This is a genomic window from Patescibacteria group bacterium, from assembly GCA_041649475.1.
Classification (GTDB): domain Bacteria; phylum Patescibacteriota; class Patescibacteriia; order Magasanikbacterales; family GWA2-37-8; genus JBAZNA01.
Genome location: JBAZNA010000001.1, coordinates 908132 through 926349, shown reverse-complemented (window position 1 = coordinate 926349; position 18218 = coordinate 908132). Strand labels below are relative to the sequence as shown.

The 18218-nt window shown below is 42.3% G+C and carries 24 protein-coding genes and 1 tRNA gene; 2 read left to right on the top strand and 23 right to left on the bottom strand.

The window, feature by feature from the left end; translation table 11 throughout:
• Position 1 precedes the first annotated feature (1 nt).
• The 8 genes from thyA to WC526_04635 form a co-directional block, all read right to left on the bottom strand.
• Positions 2 to 931, bottom strand: a complete 930-nt coding sequence (gene thyA, locus WC526_04670; protein MFA5062411.1) for a thymidylate synthase — start codon at positions 929 to 931, stop codon at positions 2 to 4.
• Between the two features lie 10 nt (positions 932 to 941).
• Positions 942 to 1490 carry an AAA family ATPase gene (locus WC526_04665; GenBank protein MFA5062410.1) on the bottom strand — a complete coding sequence of 183 codons (549 nt, stop codon included), beginning with the start codon at positions 1488 to 1490 and terminating at the stop codon, positions 942 to 944.
• Positions 1477 to 1971, bottom strand: coding sequence for a cytidine/deoxycytidylate deaminase family protein (locus WC526_04660; GenBank protein ID MFA5062409.1), 495 nt, complete (start codon positions 1969 to 1971; stop codon positions 1477 to 1479). Before WC526_04660 ends, WC526_04665 begins: the two co-directional genes overlap by 14 nt.
• 77 nt (positions 1972 to 2048) lie before the next feature.
• A complete protein-coding gene (locus WC526_04655) occupies positions 2049 to 3074 on the bottom strand; it encodes a pyruvate kinase (protein MFA5062408.1) in 1026 nt (341 codons plus the stop codon).
• A gap of 44 nt (positions 3075 to 3118) precedes the next feature.
• On the bottom strand, positions 3119 to 3799 hold the full coding sequence (rplA, locus tag WC526_04650; protein MFA5062407.1) for a 50S ribosomal protein L1: 681 nt from the start codon (positions 3797 to 3799) through the stop codon (positions 3119 to 3121).
• 118 nt (positions 3800 to 3917) lie between these two features.
• Entirely contained in the window at positions 3918 to 4175 is a 258-nt protein-coding gene (locus tag WC526_04645; GenBank protein MFA5062406.1) for an MGMT family protein, read from the bottom strand.
• Positions 4176 to 4192: 17 nt separating this feature from the next.
• Positions 4193 to 4558: a hypothetical protein gene (locus tag WC526_04640; GenBank protein MFA5062405.1), complete on the bottom strand. Its 366-nt coding sequence runs from the start codon at positions 4556 to 4558 to the stop codon at positions 4193 to 4195.
• Between the two features lie 113 nt (positions 4559 to 4671).
• A complete protein-coding gene (locus WC526_04635; protein ID MFA5062404.1) occupies positions 4672 to 5184 on the bottom strand; it encodes a hypothetical protein in 513 nt (170 codons plus the stop codon).
• A 351-nt stretch (positions 5185 to 5535) separates the two neighbouring features.
• Between WC526_04635 and WC526_04630 the strand changes: the two genes are divergently transcribed.
• Entirely contained in the window at positions 5536 to 6300 is a 765-nt protein-coding gene (locus tag WC526_04630; protein MFA5062403.1) for a hypothetical protein, read from the top strand.
• 31 nt (positions 6301 to 6331) lie between these two features.
• Here WC526_04630 and WC526_04625 read toward each other — a convergent pair whose 3' ends face one another.
• The 10 genes from WC526_04625 to WC526_04580 form a co-directional block, all read right to left on the bottom strand.
• Positions 6332 to 6607: a hypothetical protein gene (locus tag WC526_04625; GenBank protein ID MFA5062402.1), complete on the bottom strand. Its 276-nt coding sequence runs from the start codon at positions 6605 to 6607 to the stop codon at positions 6332 to 6334.
• On the bottom strand, positions 6597 to 7352 hold the full coding sequence (gene radC, locus WC526_04620) for a DNA repair protein RadC (GenBank protein ID MFA5062401.1): 756 nt from the start codon (positions 7350 to 7352) through the stop codon (positions 6597 to 6599). The genes WC526_04625 and radC overlap by 11 nt, the downstream gene beginning before the upstream one ends.
• Before the next feature lie 9 nt (positions 7353 to 7361).
• Positions 7362 to 7673 carry a hypothetical protein gene (locus WC526_04615; GenBank protein ID MFA5062400.1) on the bottom strand — a complete coding sequence of 104 codons (312 nt, stop codon included), beginning with the start codon at positions 7671 to 7673 and terminating at the stop codon, positions 7362 to 7364.
• Positions 7674 to 7818: 145 nt separating this feature from the next.
• Positions 7819 to 8196 (bottom strand): hypothetical protein, encoded by a 378-nt coding sequence (locus WC526_04610; GenBank protein ID MFA5062399.1) that lies wholly within the window; start codon positions 8194 to 8196, stop codon positions 7819 to 7821.
• Positions 8197 to 9237: 1041 nt separating this feature from the next.
• Positions 9238 to 9690, bottom strand: coding sequence for a leucine-rich repeat domain-containing protein (locus WC526_04605; protein MFA5062398.1), 453 nt, complete (start codon positions 9688 to 9690; stop codon positions 9238 to 9240).
• A 157-nt stretch (positions 9691 to 9847) separates the two neighbouring features.
• Positions 9848 to 10135: a hypothetical protein gene (locus tag WC526_04600; protein ID MFA5062397.1), complete on the bottom strand. Its 288-nt coding sequence runs from the start codon at positions 10133 to 10135 to the stop codon at positions 9848 to 9850.
• Between the two features lie 427 nt (positions 10136 to 10562).
• The gene (locus tag WC526_04595) at positions 10563 to 11540 is read right to left on the bottom strand and encodes a hypothetical protein (protein MFA5062396.1); all 978 of its coding nucleotides are present in this window, start codon (positions 11538 to 11540) and stop codon (positions 10563 to 10565) included.
• Positions 11541 to 11598: 58 nt separating this feature from the next.
• Positions 11599 to 12120: a hypothetical protein gene (locus WC526_04590; protein ID MFA5062395.1), complete on the bottom strand. Its 522-nt coding sequence runs from the start codon at positions 12118 to 12120 to the stop codon at positions 11599 to 11601.
• On the bottom strand, positions 12117 to 13352 hold the full coding sequence (locus WC526_04585; GenBank protein ID MFA5062394.1) for an AAA family ATPase: 1236 nt from the start codon (positions 13350 to 13352) through the stop codon (positions 12117 to 12119). The genes WC526_04590 and WC526_04585 overlap by 4 nt, the downstream gene beginning before the upstream one ends.
• 391 nt (positions 13353 to 13743) lie before the next feature.
• Positions 13744 to 13815 (bottom strand) — tRNA-Asn (locus tag WC526_04580).
• Positions 13816 to 13999: 184 nt separating this feature from the next.
• Here WC526_04580 and WC526_04575 point away from each other — a divergent pair.
• A complete protein-coding gene (locus WC526_04575; GenBank protein ID MFA5062393.1) occupies positions 14000 to 15229 on the top strand; it encodes an aminoacyl--tRNA ligase-related protein in 1230 nt (409 codons plus the stop codon).
• Here WC526_04575 and WC526_04570 read toward each other — a convergent pair whose 3' ends face one another.
• Genes WC526_04570 through WC526_04550 form a run of 5 tightly spaced genes read right to left on the bottom strand, consistent with a single transcriptional unit; the run spans position 15230 to position 18140 of the window.
• A complete protein-coding gene (locus tag WC526_04570) occupies positions 15230 to 15625 on the bottom strand; it encodes a hypothetical protein (protein ID MFA5062392.1) in 396 nt (131 codons plus the stop codon).
• Positions 15626 to 15654: 29 nt separating this feature from the next.
• The gene (locus WC526_04565) at positions 15655 to 16239 is read right to left on the bottom strand and encodes a hypothetical protein (GenBank protein ID MFA5062391.1); all 585 of its coding nucleotides are present in this window, start codon (positions 16237 to 16239) and stop codon (positions 15655 to 15657) included.
• A 1-nt stretch (position 16240) separates the two neighbouring features.
• Complete coding sequence (locus WC526_04560; protein ID MFA5062390.1) at positions 16241 to 16690, bottom strand: hypothetical protein; 450 nt, start codon at positions 16688 to 16690, stop codon at positions 16241 to 16243.
• Between the two features lie 2 nt (positions 16691 to 16692).
• Positions 16693 to 17664, bottom strand: a complete 972-nt coding sequence (trpS, locus tag WC526_04555) for a tryptophan--tRNA ligase (GenBank protein MFA5062389.1) — start codon at positions 17662 to 17664, stop codon at positions 16693 to 16695.
• Between the two features lie 14 nt (positions 17665 to 17678).
• Entirely contained in the window at positions 17679 to 18140 is a 462-nt protein-coding gene (locus WC526_04550; protein ID MFA5062388.1) for a hypothetical protein, read from the bottom strand.
• Positions 18141 to 18218: the final 78 nt, after the last annotated feature.

Here is an 18218-nt window from a genome sequence, read left to right as displayed (position 1 = left end):
ATTACACGGCAATCGGGGCCTTTATGGGCGGGTGTGGTTCGTAGCCGATGATTTCAAAATCTTCATATTTAAAACCGAAAATGTCTTTTATCGCCGGGTTGATTTTCATTTGAGGTAATTGGCGGGGTTCGCGCGCCAACTGTTCCTCTACTTGGTTAAAGTGATTGCGGTATATATGTGCATCACCTATGGTATGTATAAATTCACCCACCTTTAAGCCGCTTACCTGGGCTACCATCATTAGAAACAGAGCGTAAGAAGCGATATTAAAAGGTACCCCCAAGAAAGTGTCGGCGCTTCGTTGATACATCTGCAAAGACAATTTGTCGCCGACGACCATAAATTGAAATAGTGTATGACATGGAGGTGGCGCATGGTGGTGGTTTCGTATAAGCTCCTGGATTTCGCCCACATTCCAGCCGCTGATGATGATACGGCGTGAAGTGGGGTCATTTTTAATAAGATCCAGGACTTCTTTAACCTGATCAATTTTTTTTCCATCTTTTGCTTCCCAACACCGCCATTGTTTTCCGTAAATTGGCCCAAGTTCGCCCCACTGTTTGGCGAACTCATCATTTTGTTTTATTTGGGTGATAAATTCATTTTTTTTTGCCTCCCAAGATTCAGAATAACGGGGAAGTTGATCTACTAAGTTATTTTTTTCTAAATAAATTTGGTAGGCCCATTCATTCCAGATTTTTACATCGTTTTGCACCAGAAATTGTATATTGGTGTCACCGCGCAAAAACCACAGGAGTTCTATAATGACAGATTTGAGGTGTACTTTTTTGGTAGTAAGGAGGGGGAAACCGTCGGCCAAATTGTATCGTGTTTGATAGCCAAAAACACTCCGTGTACCCACTCCGGTGCGGTCATCTTTATCCGTGCCATTATTGTAGATGTGACGTAGAAGGTCCAGATATTGTTTCATATCTTTTAACTTATTTGATTAAATTATCTAGTTGTTTATACAAATTATCCAGATCGCCGTCGTTATTTATGGTCACGGTGGCGTGTTTCATAATTTCCAAGATACTTACTTCGGTTGATCGTTGGTGGTCGGCTACGAACTGTTCGAATGTTTTTGTCTGGTCGTCGGCTTTCTGGTTGCGTGTGGAAAGGCGTTGGTACCTGGTTTTTATGTCAGCTTCTATTTTTATCAATACAAAATTAGGCATTTTTGATAAATATTCTATGTCAGCCAGACGCCTGGCATTTGAGATAACAATAAAATTGCTGTCGGCGTTTTCCACATCTTTACCCATTGTTTTGGCCATCGCATCTTCTCCATATGCGTTTCTGATAATTTCGGACATTTTGACCAGATTATCGCGATTGTGTTCAAGATAAAATCTGTCTAAAGCGTCGTTGAGCATGGTGGTGAAACTGAAAATGCTGGCGTTATATTTTTTTTCTAAATATTCGGCGGCCGTATCTTTGCCGCTGGCCATTAGGCCACAGAATACAAAAACTATTTTATTGGTTGGCATAAGCTTCTAGGGTTTTTTCAAGAAATTCCAATTCAATGCCGACTTGTTTAAACATTTCTTCAGTTTCAGCTCCGGCATGATATTGTTTTTCACAAACTACTCTTTTTATTCCGGCATTTATAATCATTTTGGCGCACACCGCGCATGGAGTCATTCGGCAATACATTGTGCCCCCATCAATGGCAATTCCTAATTTGGCGGCCTGGACAATGGCGTTTTGTTCGGCATGGGCAGTGCGGACGCAGTGTTGACTTTGGTGTCCGTCTTCGTGAATAGTGGTTTTCATCTGGTGGCCGACATCATCACAGTGGGGTAAACCCTTGGGCGAACCGGCATAACCGGTTACAAGTATCTGTTTATCTTTGGCTATTACACAACCGGCCCGACCCCGATCACAGGTTGATCTTTTGGCAACCGCCCTCATTATTTCCATAAAATATTCATCCCAGGTGGGGCGGATGTATTTTTCTTCTTCCGGCATATTTTTTGCTTATTTTAGAAGTAAAAATCTCTTTTCAGCATAACAAAAAAGCCGATGTTTGGCAACAGCGGCTTTCCTTAGGTCTGGCTGGTTTGATTTTTGAACTTTTCCGCTTCGGCAATGATTTTTTTGGCCACGGAAATGATGTAGGCCGGCCGGACATTGGTGGCGGTTTCGCGGCAGAGCATCAGGCCCTCCACGCCGTCAATCACACTATTGGTGATGTCCAATATTTCGGCGCGGTTGGGGATATAATTGTTCATGGCGCTCTCCAGAATGTGGGTGGAGATGATGACCGGCTTATTGTATTTTTTGGCGATGGCAATAATTTTTTTCTGGTGCGTGCCGGTTTTATAATACGGCATGTTGACTCCCAGTTCGCCCCGGTCAATCAGAATCATGTGGAAATTATTGGTTTGGCAGATTTTTTCAAGTTCGTTTTCATCCATCTCGTTTTCTATTCTTAAAATAATTTTTGGGTTTATATCTTCTTTATATATCAGTTCAATTATTCGTTCCAGCAGTTGCGGATTAAAATATGAAATTGCGAAATAGTATGGATTGATATGTTTTATGCCCCGGATTATGTCGGCGTAGTTTTGTAAAATTTTTTCTTCTTCAATTTCTTTAAAAATATGAAATGTTTTCATGTATTGAAGCAGGCCTTTGTTGAGAACTCTTACCCGGGCGGATTCTTTATCTATAATTTCAATAACCTGAACCGAAATTTCTCCATCGCCGATGGTAATGGTCTGACCGATTTGTAATTTTTCGCCTAAATTTGGCACCTGGACCGGAACGCCGTCCTGGCAATTTTCAACATATGTCCCGGATTTGAATATTATTTCATCATTTTCATTTACCGGTAAAAATTTTGCTTCAAAGTCACCCAGCCGGAATTTATTTAAGGGAAAATCAATCAAAATTTTGGCGGAAGCGTTCAGGTCATCAATGGCCTGCTGGGCCATGGCTATAAAATTAATGTTTTCTTCAATGGTCCGGTAGGAGAAATTAAATCTGATTACATCCGCACCCGCGAGTAACATTTTTTTGATACGATCTTGTGTCAGCAGATATTTTTCTACGGTAGCAATTATGAACATATTGCCATATTTTTGAAAAACCACCCCTTTAGGGGTGGATGATTCTAGGCAGAGGCGGTGAGTTTAATCGCCGGTCCCATAGTTGAGGACAGAACCAGGTTTTTGATAAACGTGCCTTTGGCCGTGGCCGGCTTGGCTTTCTTTAGGGCGTCTAAAAATGCGTTCAAGTTTTCCTTAAGCTGTTCTTCGGAGAAGCTGGCTTTGCCGATTGCCTGGTGAATGTTGGCGGTGTCGTCGTTTTTGAAAGTGACTTTTCCTTTTTTCAGTTCCTCAATCATTTTTTTAATGTTTGGGCCAACGGTATCGGTTTTTGGGTTTGGCATCAAACCCTTAGGGCCGAGCACCTTGGCGATGGAAGCCAATTTAGGCATCATGTCCGGAGTGGTGACGGCCACTTCAAATTCAATTTTGCCGGTGTCTTTTATTTTTTTAATTTCTTCTTCGCCGTAAATAAAATCAGCGCCGGCTTCTTTGGCCTCTTTTTCTTTTTCAGCGGACACAAAGGCGGCTACCGTTTTGCTTTTGCCGGTGCCATGGGGCAGAACCACGGTGGCTCTGACTTGTTGTTCGGTTTTTTTGGTGTCAATGCCCAGGTTGGCATGGACTTCTACGGTGGCGTCAAATTTTACGCCGGAAGTTTCTTTGGCTAATTTAATAGCTTCGTCAATTGAATAAACCTTATTCGCGTCTACCTTTGCCCTTAGGGCATCCATTCTTTTAGACATAATTTGTAATTCCCGCTAAAGCGGGTCTGTTAGTGGTGCAAACCCCCGGATGGCCGGGGTCCCACATAGATTTTTATGCCCCAAGTATATAAAATAGGGTAAATTTTGTCAATAGACGTCAGAATGTCAGACCTTCTTGTTTTAAGAGTCGGATTTTGGTGTTAATACCGCGATTAAAGCCATGCATTTTGCCATCAGAGCCAATCACGCGATGGCAGGGTATCTTGGGGTTATGATTGGCGTGTAAAATATTTCCAACCGCCCGGAAGGCCTTATGGCTACCGGCACGAGTCGCCACTTCTTTGTATGTCAAAACCGAACCTCTGGGAATTTTGGAAACGATTTTTAAAACTTTTTGTTTAAAGGTTTCGGACATATATTTATTGGGTATATTTATAAAAGCGGCGCGCCGGTTGAGACGGTTAAGGCGCTGATAAGATACATGACAATACTGTTGGCGGTCAGAATAATGACGAGGCCGATGATGGCGTTGACCAGTGTGCCCTTGGCTTTGGCGGTTTGGTCGTCATTGCCGCCGGCGGTTAACCATAAGAATCCGCCCCAAATAATCATTATCATCATTATTATACCAATAAAACCCAAAGCCAATCTAATTAGGTTGGCAATGACCAACCGCAGATCGGCCGTGCCTAGGCCCGAAAAAAGGCCGAATATGTTTAAGCCGGTGACTACGGGGTTGTCCGTCGGTATGGGCTGGTTTGGATTTATGACCGCTTGAGCAAGTTTTGTTGATATCATACTATATAGGTATAGTATAGCTTTATTTTATTTCGTCAATATTAAAAAAAGAACACCTTCCCCCGTAGGTGTTCTGTGGCCTGTCGGCCTGTTCGGCGCATTGTCTGAAGACATCAGATTTTGCGCACTGTGGCGGCGTCAATCTGGTCGGTCAAGCTGACGACGTTTTCATCCGGCAGTTTGAGCTGGGTGAAACTGTAATCAACTGATCCGCACTCCATACACACCGCGTTCGGTTCAAGCAGGATGTAGTTATTGCTTTCCGTGCGCGGGGGATGGGGATAACCGGGCTCAACCTTGAAATACTTCACCTTCCGTTCGCCCGCGGGATCGCACTTGGGGCAGTACAGATGGACGATCTTCGGAGTGTAGATCTCCGGGTAGATTGAACCACACTTTAGACAGGTTGCCCGTGCCCACACCAGCTTGAATCCGCAGCGAACCGGTTTGTACTTCGGCTCCTTCTGATCGAATTCACGGTGCCGAGTCAGGTTGTCACAGTATTCACAGTACAGGATGATGGTTTTGGGGCTTGTCTCCGCCTGTTCAAGAGCAGGCGGTATGAGCGTAAACTCTTGAGTGTGGCTGACTTCGGGATCCACCCATTCCGGGTGCCCGTCATCCATGCGCACTTTGATTCCCGCCGCCGCTGACTTCATGGTTGGCCTCCATGTATGTGGAAAGAGCGATATTAACTAAAAACCCCGCCTGCGAGGCGGGATTTCTGTGTTTTCATGAACATTTATACACACAACAAACCACCGCCGCTTTTCGCGTAGACGAACAGATTCTTAATAAAATACCAGTGGTTGTTGTTTGCTTTATTCATAATCGAAATGAGTGAGAGAAAAGTTAAAGCTTTCTTTAACTTTTCCGAACGAATGAGTTTATATCTATATATACCTTTATAATTTATCATTGCAGAAAAATTAAGTCAACTATGCCGGGGATAGTTTTTGGGGTATAATTTAGGGGTTATGGTGTTTGACGTTAAGAAAAAAAGATTAATTTATTTATTTGTTTATTTTTGGCTGGCTTGTCTGGCGGTTTTTATTTTCCGTCCATATTATCTTTATTCAATTTTGATCGTGTTGGTTCCTCCCAGCATCGCTAATTTTATCTGGCTGAAAAATTCTCGAACCAAGGTTTTGCTTTTTTCCCTGCTGGCCGTGATTCTTTTTGCCCCGCCGATTGAATTGGCCACGCGACTGGCCAATGTTTGGGATGTGCAGTCAATTTTTGGCAGACCGTTCGGGTTGGTTCCGCTGGAGAACATGCTGTTCGCGTTTTTAAATTTTTTCTGGGTACTTTGTTTTTATGAATATTTTGTTGATAAAGATAAAAACAAAAAGATTTCAAAGAATATTAAATATATCATCGGTTTATTTATAGTGTTGTCGGCTTTTGTTTATGGACTGTATTATTTTAACAAAAATTTAATCACCGCCAATTATTTTTTGATGTCAGTGCCGGTTTTAATTATCCCGTCAATACTTATTTTTTATAAAAATCCTAAATTGCTTAAAAAAACCATCCTGCCGACGTTGTTTTTTGCGGTGGTGTTTTTTATTTATGAAGTGATCTCTTTGCAAATTGGCAGCTGGTGGTGGCCGGGTCAATATTTTTACAGCTTTAATCTGTTTGGAAAGATTTTCCCGTTGGACGACGTGATTATCTGGTATTTTCTTTCAACCCCGACTTTAATCGGCGGCTATGAATTCTTCGCGGATGATTTTAGGTAATAAAAAAACCTCCGGGCACAGACCGCAGGTTTTATTTTTTGATTATCTTAAAATTGTCCTGAAGAAAATTTAAGTCCTCAACGAGCTTTTCTAAAAGTTTTTTGTTTGGCGCATTTTTAGGCGTGGTTTCATCTTCGGTGAGCAAATTCAAAATTGCGGCCAGGGTGCCAAAATAGTCGTCCTGTTCAACATGAAATTTTATTCTCTTGATTCTTTGCGGTCGCGGATTTTTTTCATCAATGTCATGGAATAAAAAAATTCGATCCGCGCCGGTGATGGCGTATTTTTTATTGTTTTTATGATTCATAGCTGGCGGGAACGCTGGCAAATTTATTTTTGGCGATGATGATATGGTCAAGCAGGTCAATGCCCAAGATTTTTCCGGCTTTAACCAGTTGTTCGGTGATATCAATATCAGATTGTGTCGGTTTGGTGCTGCCGGACGGGTGGTTGTGGGCAATTATTAAGGCGACGGCGCCGTGCTCAATGGCCGGCTTAAACACCTCGCGCGGATGCACGATATTGGCGGTCATACTGCCTACGGAAATGGTTTCGTCGTGAATAACTCTGAAGTGACTGTTTAAATAAATGCCGCGCAAGTGTTCTTTGGGCAGTTCGCGCATGTCTTTTAGATATTCAAACGCCTGTTTGGCCGTGCGGATGGTGGCCAATCCGATTTTTGCCTCTTTGAAAAATCTGCGGCCCAGTTCAAAACAAGCCACAATTTGGCAGGCCTTTATTAAAGGTAAATCAAATTCTTTGGCAACGGTCTTGGGATCTTTCTGGGCGGCAATCGCTTTTTCGCCGTAGTCCTTTAAAATGCGGTTGGCCATGGCCATGACTTCTTCTTTTTTGGTGCCGGTGGTGAGCATCACAGCCAACAGCTCCTGTGACGTTAAAGCCGCCGCGCCGAGTTCAACCATTTTTTCCCGCGGCCGGTCTTCGCTGGGCATATCTTTGACCCGCAGGACATATTTTTTGTCAAAATTATCCATGATCAGGTCGTTCAAGGTTAAATTATATATCGTCTGGTTTTTTTGTCTGGTTTGCATAAAGGTAGGTTAAGTTTTGAATAGATATTTTCTGCTTAAGAAAAGTGCGCCGATAATAACGATTGGAATAGAGATGATAAGCGATTTAAAATTGGTAAAAACCAGCATGAGAAGTCCGGCAACGATGAAAGCAAAGCCCCCGAATTTTTCATGTTTCCAGGCAATGATGGTTAAAATGATTAAGATGAAGCTGGGAATTAAGTGGATAAGCAAGGGTAAAAACCACTGCGGTTCTTCAAAAACATCTAAAGCAAATAAGCTTATAAAAATAATAAGTAAGATTGATAGAATGCGAGGCAGCCAATATAAAAATTTTTTCATAATTTCTGCAGGCGTTTATTTTTTCATATTCAATTTTACCTCAAAATTCAACATTTGTAAACAAAAACAACCCATCGGGTGAGTTGCTTTTGAGGGGTGCGAACTTTTGTTGCCGTTCGCGGAGCACCCTCCTTGGGGAATGAGTTTAGCAATGTCGAAGGCGGCCATGTGGTCCCAGGATTTTGGAGTGGGCTTCGGCGGCTTCGTGTAGGGTTGCTGAGAGAGCAACATTGTCGGCGACGTGCGAAGCCGGATCTTCAAACCGGGCGATTGCCCTCTTCAGTCGCGCTTCCGGTGTTTTCTTCACCCGCCGGAAGCGGACCCTGGTGGCATCCCGGAGGTAGAGAGGCAACCTGGGTAGCTTGGGGAACTTGGCCTTGCCGAAGACGCGTACTTCCACGAGGTAGCCATACCGGACGGTGTGCATCACAACGATGCCGGCGAGCCACTTCGGCGTGCCGAACTTCTTTTTGAGTTCGTCTCTCATCAGCACTGCACCCGAGAAGTGCTTGTATTTTTTCATTGTCCCATCCTCCTCTTTCAGTCAGTTTAACATGACTTTATTTGGAATACAATTATTTTTGATAAAAAAAGAAGCCAGCTGGAAGGGCCAGACTGGCGGAGGAGAAAAGAGCGACGGCCTACTTGCGGTACTTGCATCCATCAGGCGAATAGGTGCAGTACTGTCCTTCGGAACAGCACCAGATTCTGCCTTGGTTCTCGCAGCAGATTCCGGACGGACAGGGGTTGGGGTAGCACGACTCCATGCGCTCCGGCGGCGGCGTGATGCTGGTGGAATCAATGGATTGGGTTCTCGTCAGACTTCGACGAACTTCCCGTCCATTGGGACCTGGCTGGCCGTTTGGCCCTGACCTACCCGAAGGACCCCGCTTGCACTCGTTGTTGTGGCAACCGCAGCAGAGGATTCTGCCGGTTCCACCAGGTCCTCCGGGACCGCCCGGTCCGCCTCGGAATTCGGTTTGCAGGTTGGCGGGACCCTGTAGGTCCCTGTACTCCAGGATGATGATCGCCCCAGGTCCTCCGGGACCGCCCGGTCCACCATCCCCGCCGCGGTCAACCTCACTTCCGGAAGCCACCCAGTCGCGATGGGCGATATCGCAGCTATACCACCCGCCGCCACCGCTGCTCCGCCAGGTGTCGTTCTTCGATTGCCCGGGAGCGCCTTGGTGGCCGGGTTCGCCGCGGCCGTCGATGAAGGCGGGGCCAAAGATCACGATGGTGTCTGCCTTGAGCTTCAAGGCCGCTCCGTTGCGGACGCGGATCCTGGCTCCACTCTGGATCTCGATCCGATCGGCCTCAATCACCGTGTTCTGGGTGAAGATCTGCTTGTCCAGTGTGGCCAGGGATGGTCTTGACGAATCTCTTTGGGCGATCCCATGGTGGGGCACACTTGATACACAGATCCCGAGCACGAAACTCAACAAGATAATGCGCATGCCTGTCCTCCTTCATTTGGGTATGTATATTAAATATGAAAAAAGATGAGCCGTCAATGTTCGATGAAGCTCTTATTTAAGTTCAAGAAGGATCCAGTTGAAAGCACTTATTTAGTAATAATATTCGCATTTGGGATTTTCTCGCGGATGATTTGGAGGTCTTGTTCGGAGTACGCGTTGCCAGACAAATTCAGGGTTTTTAAGTTTTTTAGATTTCCCAATTCATATGGCAGGCCGGTCAGTTGGTTGTTGGACACGTCAAGAATTTCCAGATTTTTTAATTGGCCGATTTCGGCGGGCAGGCCAGTCATTTTATTATTACTCAAGTTCAGAACTTTAAGATTTTGTAAAAATCTTATTTCCGCTGGGATGGCTCCAGTCAGATTATTGTGTGAGAGATCAAGACTGGTAGCGTCGGTTCTATCAAAAATTCCAGCCGGAGCCGAAGTCAGGTTTTGGTTGCTGTAGTTTAAGTTAGTTTGATTATTTGTGGCTGGCGCGTATGCGCATCCGGCTCCGGCTAAAATTAACAGAGGCAGAATAAGCAGTGGTTTTATCATAAATTCAGTGTTAGGTCTTAATATCTGTAGCATACGCTATATAGGAAAATAAAGACACCCCAACCTAAACAAAAACAACCCATCTGGTGAGTTGCTTTTGAGGGGTGCGAACTGTTGTTGCTGTTCGCGGAGCACCCTCCTTGGGGAATGAACGAACTCATTTGTGAAAGATCCGCCGCCACAGGCGGGCGAAGAAACCCTGCTCTGGCTCGTACCGCTTGAGCGTGGCGGTCTTTTCGGACGGGCTGGCCCTAGCGTAGTCGTCCGGGGGCAGGCCCTTGTCCACCACGGTTCCATCGGGCATGATGATGACGCCCAAGCTTGGGATCTCGATGGGATGACCCTTGCGCCGCCGCTCCTCCAGCAGTTGCGCTGGGAGGGGTAAGCTGTCGAGATCTATCCCAAGGTCGTCTATGACCTGGCCATTTATGACTTTTTTTGCCATGGCGCCTTATCCTCCTTCGCGCTTTTTCTGGTCTTGTTGCCGGGGCCGTTCGATGTCCCTAGCGTAGATGATGCGGTTGACCGCCGCGTCGGAGATGGCACTCTGCACTAGCGTGTCGCCGCAGACGGAACACTTGCCGCTTCTGCCGAAGTAGTTGTGGCACGAAGGGCATTTCCAAGTTGTGTATCTGTCTTCGTCACTGCCAAAGATCGGCATGATTAGCGCCTCCTTTTAGGGAGAATACAATAATGATATTTTTGTGTCAATCAAAATTAAAATCACCCTTAATTTGAGGGTGATTTTTTATAGCTCCCGACACGGGTTCAGAAGCTATGTAAAGTGAGACCATTGAGGGATTTTTGGGCATTGTCTGGTGGTCTTCTTTGATGGGGATGGGTCGGGGAAAAATTTAGAAATTTATTAAATTTTAATTGGTATTTAAATTAAAAGTTGTAATGCTGGCATCTGTAGGGTTTTTTCTAATTTCTAGACCAAAATTAAATAAATTGACAGGGAGTGAGTTGGTTGGATTAACGTGATAAGCAAAGAGAAAATCATCACCAACTTTATGACCATTCCGTTCGCAATTATATGCGTGATGTCCACAATAGAGCACGGCATTGATGTTTGAAAATCCTTCCATCTCCATAAAATTTGCCGGCATGATTTTATCCCCAATCTTTGCCTTCTTAATGATATTTGGTGATGGTTTATAAAAAGGCCCAACCAATTTATTCGTTTTCGGATCTTTGTAATATGTATCAAGACCAACCCCAAATACAGCGCGCTTCAAAAGTACCTCTGAATCGGACGCGAATTCAATATTCGCGCCACTTATCGCAATAATTAAGCAGTCATTTTCTGATACGCCGCTTTTTCCATCTGCAACGTACCGTTTGAACTTTTCATATTTAGTACCAACAGCATTAAGAATTCGCAATACGCGTGGGCGATTTAAATCCTCTATGCCGCCTCCACCTATGTAAACTTTACCCTCTGTCAGATCTGGTTTTGGTGGAACAGGGTCAACTTCGCCCGAGGTACAACAAATTGCTTCAATCCATATGTTCCTGCCTTCAGGAGTTTGAATACAAAAATCTGGTCCTGTATTCCAAGTTTTTTCTTTCAGATTCACTCCATGATCAAGTAAGACCGAGGCAATGTGAAATTCCCATCCACGAGATTCATGTTCGCTTTCAAGTCGGAACTTTTGAGCAAAATCTTTATCGAGGTACCTATGTATTTTTTGCCAGTAGTGTTCATACCACTTTCGTGTCTCAGGTCTATTAACAGCTATAGTGACAAAGGATATTGAAAGATCTGAATGTTTTGCTAAAGCAGCATCAAGTTGTTTTTGGGTTTTTACACTCCCAGAAATAAGGTTTGGTGGAAACAGAGTATCCATAATGCTCGGGGTGGTAGATGTGGGGGGCACACCTTTTTGATAAACATTTTTCGGTGGGTCATTTTTTAAATAAATTGTATAAGATGGGCAGATTATTCTTAAAATGTTTTTCGTCCTCAAATATTTTTTTTAATTCTCTCTCTTTTAAACGATGAGATTCACAACCAAATTGTTTTTTAAAGTTATTTTTACATTTTTTTCTGTAATCCTCTGTTTTTAAATTATCTCCCTGACTTTGATCTATAATACCTAGTATCAACCCCTCTACGTTTGGCTCACATTGCTGTACCAAATGTCCTTTTAGTTCCAAAAACTCTTTTATTTCTTTCGAGTCTTCTAAATCATTGTCAAATATAAACAAAAATCGAACCTTGATAAAATCTTTTTTAGGTTTGAGGCCTTGGGCCTTTATGGCCTTATAATATTTTTTTTTAAATCCAGCTAAATTTTCAAAACCCTTAAGATTTTTCGGTTTTTGAAACCGTATTGTTTTATTTGAATAATTAAGTTTTAGAAATTCAAAAAGAAGCACTTCCGCTTCACCCTCGCAGAAAGGAATTATTACAGGCGGTAATTTCATAGTAGTTGTTTCAACCTAAAGTCAAAGGCAGTAGTGTCTGGAACTCCACCAAGCATGCCGAGGCGATATTTCTTTTTTAGGTTGTCCCGCTTTTTAAGATCTTCAACTTCTGATAACCTGTTGATGGTAGAGCTGGAATCTGTTTTTTCCACAATGTAGGCCTGGTCTAGTTCAAGTAAGTCAAAAGTCCCGTGATTATGTGAAGCGAAGAATAGTTGTGCATTTTTTGTGTTAAATTCTTCATTTTTGAAAATAGAGAATAACTCAAGCTCTATATCTGGGTGGTAGTATTTGCTCGTTTCGTCATAAATAATAACCCCGCCTTTTTTAAAGGCATCTAATATGTCATATATATAACAAAACAGTTCTCTGGTGCCGGCCGATTCATCCGTAATGTCAATGCTATTCAAGAAATTTTTGTGTCCCACTTTGATAGAAACAGTATTATTTTTAGTATCAACTTCTAAACCATTGATGGAATCATCAAAACAACTCATTATGTCTTGTGTAATTTTTAAGAATTCCTTTTTCTTGTCCTCTGCAAGAGAATTGAGTTGGAAAGCTCGTATTATGATCTTACCGTAAGAAGGGAGCTGTAAATCCATCCTATCCACCTTTAGAAAAAAAGAATTCTTATAATTCACAAAATCAACCATAGCCTTTGCCCCAATGTTTATTAAATGGGAAATAAAAGTTTGATATTTTTGAATATTTATATTAGTTGAGTAAGCTTCGTAGTCTTTGTATTCCGGCCCGAAGCTAATAATAGACCCGGATCTCGTGAATATTTTTTTTGGATGTGCAGCGGCTAAATCAAGAGTGGTAACGTACAAATTTTCTTCAGTTATATTGTTTCCACCTTGAATTTCCAAATCGTAAGTGTAGTAATTATTACCAAACAAAAAATCAATTCCTAATTTTGTAGGTTTATCTTTAAAATTTTTGTGTAGATTAGGGTGGCACAACAAAACCTCACCAGAGGCAACGCTCTGTAGTGATATATTTTGTGGTGAAGAGATGGTGTACATCATTTTAATTAGGCTGACCATAGATCCCAGGATACTACTCTTGCCACTCGCATTCGCACCAAAAAACCCGTTTATTAGTGATATTTTTTCACTTTTTTTATACTGAAAATATCCCACCTCCTTTTTTGCACCACCTTTTAAGAAGTCTAGCTTTATTTCTTCTCCAATGGAATAATAGTTGCTGACCCTTAATTTTGTTATCATATTATATTTTTAACAAATTATTGTTATATTTAGATTATAGTATATACATTAATTGGTGTCAAGTTCATTTTTTAACATTTTTTGCGATTTAATCAATATTTGGCTAGCCATCGCGTAATGAGCCGGCTAGATACCGAATTTTGGCCGAAATGGCCCCACGTTCCGAATAGCTCCGTAGGGTAGGAATCGGTCGCGCCGCTCGCTTCGCTCGCGCGCTCCTCAATAGGGGCTTCCGCCCCTCTTGCCCTCGGCCGCCTCTACTCTAACAGTGGTTGGCGGCTTCGGTCACCCCCAGCAATGCGGGGAAATACTTTCCCCGCCACCCCTTTGTTCGCTTCCTCCCGCAAAATTATGAAAAAAGACCCGAATAACTTTGGGCCTTTTTTCATAGCTCTGGGGGTAGGAATCGAACCTACACTAACCACGTTAACAGCGTGGCGTTTTACCATTAAACTACCCCAGAATAATTCATAATTATACAATATTTTTAGCATTTTGTCAACCGGGCGAGTTGCCAAGAACCTCAACCAATGCTAAAATTAAAACAATTCTAATACTTTTACGATACACCTACCTATATTATCATATAAGCTCATTCATTCGGAAATGCCGTTGTAAACAACGCATTTCACTCATTCATTTCGCTTATGAAATATTCAAATCTTTTCGGGAAAACCAGCAAGAGCCAGCCGGCTGATGAGGGTAGCATAAACGCCAAACTGTTAAGTCAAGGTGGATTTATTTCCAAACAAATGGCCGGAGTTTACAATTATTTGCCACTAGGGCTTCGCGTGCTTAACAAAATTCAAAATATCATCCGCGAGGAAATGAATGCGGTGGGCGGAAATGAGGTCTTGATGCCGGTTTTAACCTCTGAAGAAAGTTATGTCACCACCGGCCGAAATACCATAGATGTTTTTTTCCGTACTGAAGGCGAGGGCGGCGCGAAATTGGTTTTAAACCCAACCCACGAAGAAGTGGTGACGCCCCTGGTGCAAAAATATACTTTTTCCTACCGCGATCTGCCGGTGTCGGTTTATCAGATTCAAAATAAATTCAGAAATGAACCGCGCGCCAAATCCGGACTGCTCCGCGGCCGCGAATTCAACATGAAAGACATGTATTCTTTCCATACCTCAACCGAGGACTTGGATGAATATTACAAAAAAGTGATAGAGGCATATTTTAAGGTCTATGAAAGATTGGGAATAGGTAATATCACCATTAAGACCTACGCTTCCGGCGGAATGTTTTCCAAATATTCTCATGAATTTCAAACCTTATCTGAAATCGGCGAGGACACTATTTATTTTTGTGAGAAATGCAAAGTGGCGGTAAATAAAGAAATTATAAATGACCAAAATGCCTGTCCGGAATGCGGCAATTCTGATTTGTTGGAGAAAAAAGGCATTGAAGTGGGAAATATTTTTAAGTTGGGCACAAAATATTCCGGCGCCTTTAGTTTTAAGTACACGGATGACAAAGGCAAAGAGAAGCCGGTGGAGATGGGCTGTTACGGAATGGGTCCGTCAAGGATAATGGGCACTTTGGTGGAAGTTTTTAATGATAAAGATGGAATTATCTGGCCGGAATCGGTCGCGCCGTTTCAGTACCATTTGGTTTCATTGGGTCAGGATAAAGAAATTTTAGAAGCGGCTGAAAAATTATATAAAGATCTGATAAAAAACGGCGTGGAAGTGCTTTATGATGATCGCGAAGCCACGGCCGGAGTGAAATTGGCTGACGCGGATTTGATTGGTATTCCAACCCGATTGGTTGTCTCTAAAAAAACTTTAGCACAGCAATCAGTGGAGATTAAAATGCGCAACCAAAAAGACGCTGAAATGGTTAAGCTCAAAGATGTTTTGAAGAAATAATTATATATCTTTTTTTCTTACGATACGCCAGTGGTAGAGAAATAGTGGTATACCAACTATAATCATGGAAATATCACGCACCACATCGCGTTGGCGCTGGGCGTCGGCGCTATCTTGCGCCTGTTTTACACCTAGGGCCTGTTGTTTTTCGCACTCCGCTTGCATGGCCGCTGTTGTGGTTTGGTCTTGAAATTTTGCGTTAGCCGGGACCACACAGGATGCCATATAGCCACCATAATAATTATCATCCGCCTTGGTAAAGACCCAGGTTTTTAGGGCGATGTTGATAACGTCTGCCGTGGAAAATACCACCATCATCAGGGCGACAAAACAAACAAGATAATAATATATTGTTTTAATTACTACGCCTCTTGATGGGTTTGTTGTTTGGTCCATAGTTTGTATTTAAAAATTATTAAATTTTTTTATTGTAATCTTTTACCGGTTTTAATATCAAAAACTTTGGCCATCTCTTTTTCGGGTTCTGGTTTGGTGGGTTCGGGTTTTTCTTGTTTGGCTTTATGATTTTCGGCGTCCATTTCTGTAAATAAATCTCTTTCGGTTGGCCCTTTTGAGTACTCTTTTTCCGATTCAATCACATAGATGTCTAAACCCTCCACTGACCCGATAGTGTGCTTATAAAATTCAAAATATGTAATTAGAGCTCGGGTAAGTGTTTCTGCGTCTTTTGCAGTTTCCACCAGTTTATTTTTTCTAATTTCTTCAGCTAGATATGGGAGGCACTCCCCGACCATTTCTCTGTTCATCGTCATATTCTTCAGTTCCTCATTAATCATCTCTTCAGTTTTTTGGGGTGTTCTTTTGTCGTAATTGAGGGCTATAGGAAATAAGCCATTATATTGATCTTTATTTAAATTATATTTGATACAAAAATCTTTTACGAATTTTGAATTAAGGTTTGCTGAAATATATCTGGACACCAACTGAACGTCTTTTGGCTCAATATTGCCAATGATAGTCCCCAATTTTGTTTCCGCGAAGTTATCCATATTATTTCTTATTGCTTTCCGGGAAAAGAGGAACTACATTATTTTTTTCCGGATCTCCTGTTTTGGTTTCAGATTCCGGGTTTCCTGTTAGTCCGTGTTCCATCATAAAGTCCTCATAGTCGCCGATTGCCGGACTGATGGTTTCTCTGTTTGTCCGTTTGGAAAGATTGTTGATAAAAATTGTTTCCTTATGTATAAGTTCCGCGGCATTAACTAGCTCCCTGGCCCGCACATCGGAACAGTTGAATGTTTTTGCAATTGCTTCAGCGTATATTTTTCTGATAGCTTGTTCGGTGTGGATGACGGAGTCGGACGGAAAAGGTTTTGCCGATATTTCCCGCAATTTATCATAGTCGGCCGTGGAGAACCTAAATTTTTTGGTGCACCGTTCAACAAATATTCCATGCAGAGATGTTAAAGTTTTTTTCTTTTTGAAGTCAAAATCATCCATATTTATAGGCCGATTTTATCTTTAATTGTATTTATTTTTTTAATCGCGATTTTTTCCGCCGCCTTGGCGCCGCTGTTTAAAATACTTTCAACTTCGCTGTCCTTGATTTTGTTAAATTTATTCTGAAAATCTTTTAAAAATTTTGCCACCACTTCGGCCAGGCCTGTTTTAAAATCAGCGTAACCCTTGCCAATATATTTTTTTTCTATTTCTTTTATTGGTTTGCCGGAAAACATGGAATAAACAGAAAGAAGATTGGAGAGCGCCGGCTTGTCCGCGCCTGATTTTATTTCCGAACCGGAATCGGTGACTGCCCGCATAATTTTTTTGGTTGCCACCTCCGGTAAGTCAAGCAAAGCAATATAGTTGGCCGGGCTGATTGCGCTTTTACTCATTTTTTTGGATGGGTCATCAAGGCCCATGATTCTGGCGCCTTCTTTTTTTATCAGGGCTTCCGGAATTTTGAAGGTCTCACCATAAAGATGATTAAATCTGTTGCCCAAGGTTCTGGTCAGCTCTACATGTTGTGCTTGGTCGTCTCCGACCGGCACTAAATCGGTGTCGTAAAGCAAAATATCCGCGGCCATTAAGACCGGATAATCAAACAGGCCCATGTTTATGTTTTCTTTATGTTGTTTTGATTTGTCTTTGAATTGGGTCATCCTCTCCAGTTCGGCGGTTTTGGTGATGGTGTTTAAAATCCAGGCCAGTTCAGTGTGCTCCTTAACGGCGGATTGGACAAAAATCGTGGATTTTTTCGGGTCAATGCCAAGCGCCAGATAGGTTTTGGCGACATCCAAAATATTTTTTTTCAAAATTTCCGGTTTTTGCGCCACGGTAATAGCGTGCAGATCAACAATACAAAAAAAACATTCATATTTGTCTTGCAGTTCAACCCAATTTTTTATCGCCCCCAGATAATTGCCGATATGAATGTTGTTTGTCGGTTGAACTCCGGAAAAAATGCGTTTCATATTTTTTATAATAATTATCTGCTCTCTAACTCATGAATTCTTTGTTCTATTATTCTTTTATAAATTTTTAAAAATTTTTTGGCGATAGATGGGTTGGTTAATTTTTGTATTTTTCTTATTACCCCGTTGTATTCCATACTCCCGGGTTGTTTCATTGCGTCTGAATGCATTAGCAGATTTCTTTTATCAATTTCATTTCTAATCTCGTTTATGTAATCTTGCATTGTTTTAATTGCTGATTCCAGTTTTCCGGTTTTTTCCAGTTCTAATCTGAAGTCATCCCAAGCCGCTATTGCGGATATGGTAGGGACTTCTTCGGATTCGGATCCGGATACGGATTTGGGAACAGACATTTTTGACCTCAGTTCAGCAATTGATCTGGGCAAAGTTATGTCTCCTGTCTTTGCACGGCTGGGTGCGGTCCGGTCAAAAGCTATTTCAGCCATTTCCTCTGGGGTTGGTTTTCCTCTTTTCATAAGCGAAATGAGTGAACAAAATGAAATTATTTATAATTTCATTTTTGAGCGAATGAGCTTATATGTTTATATAAGCGA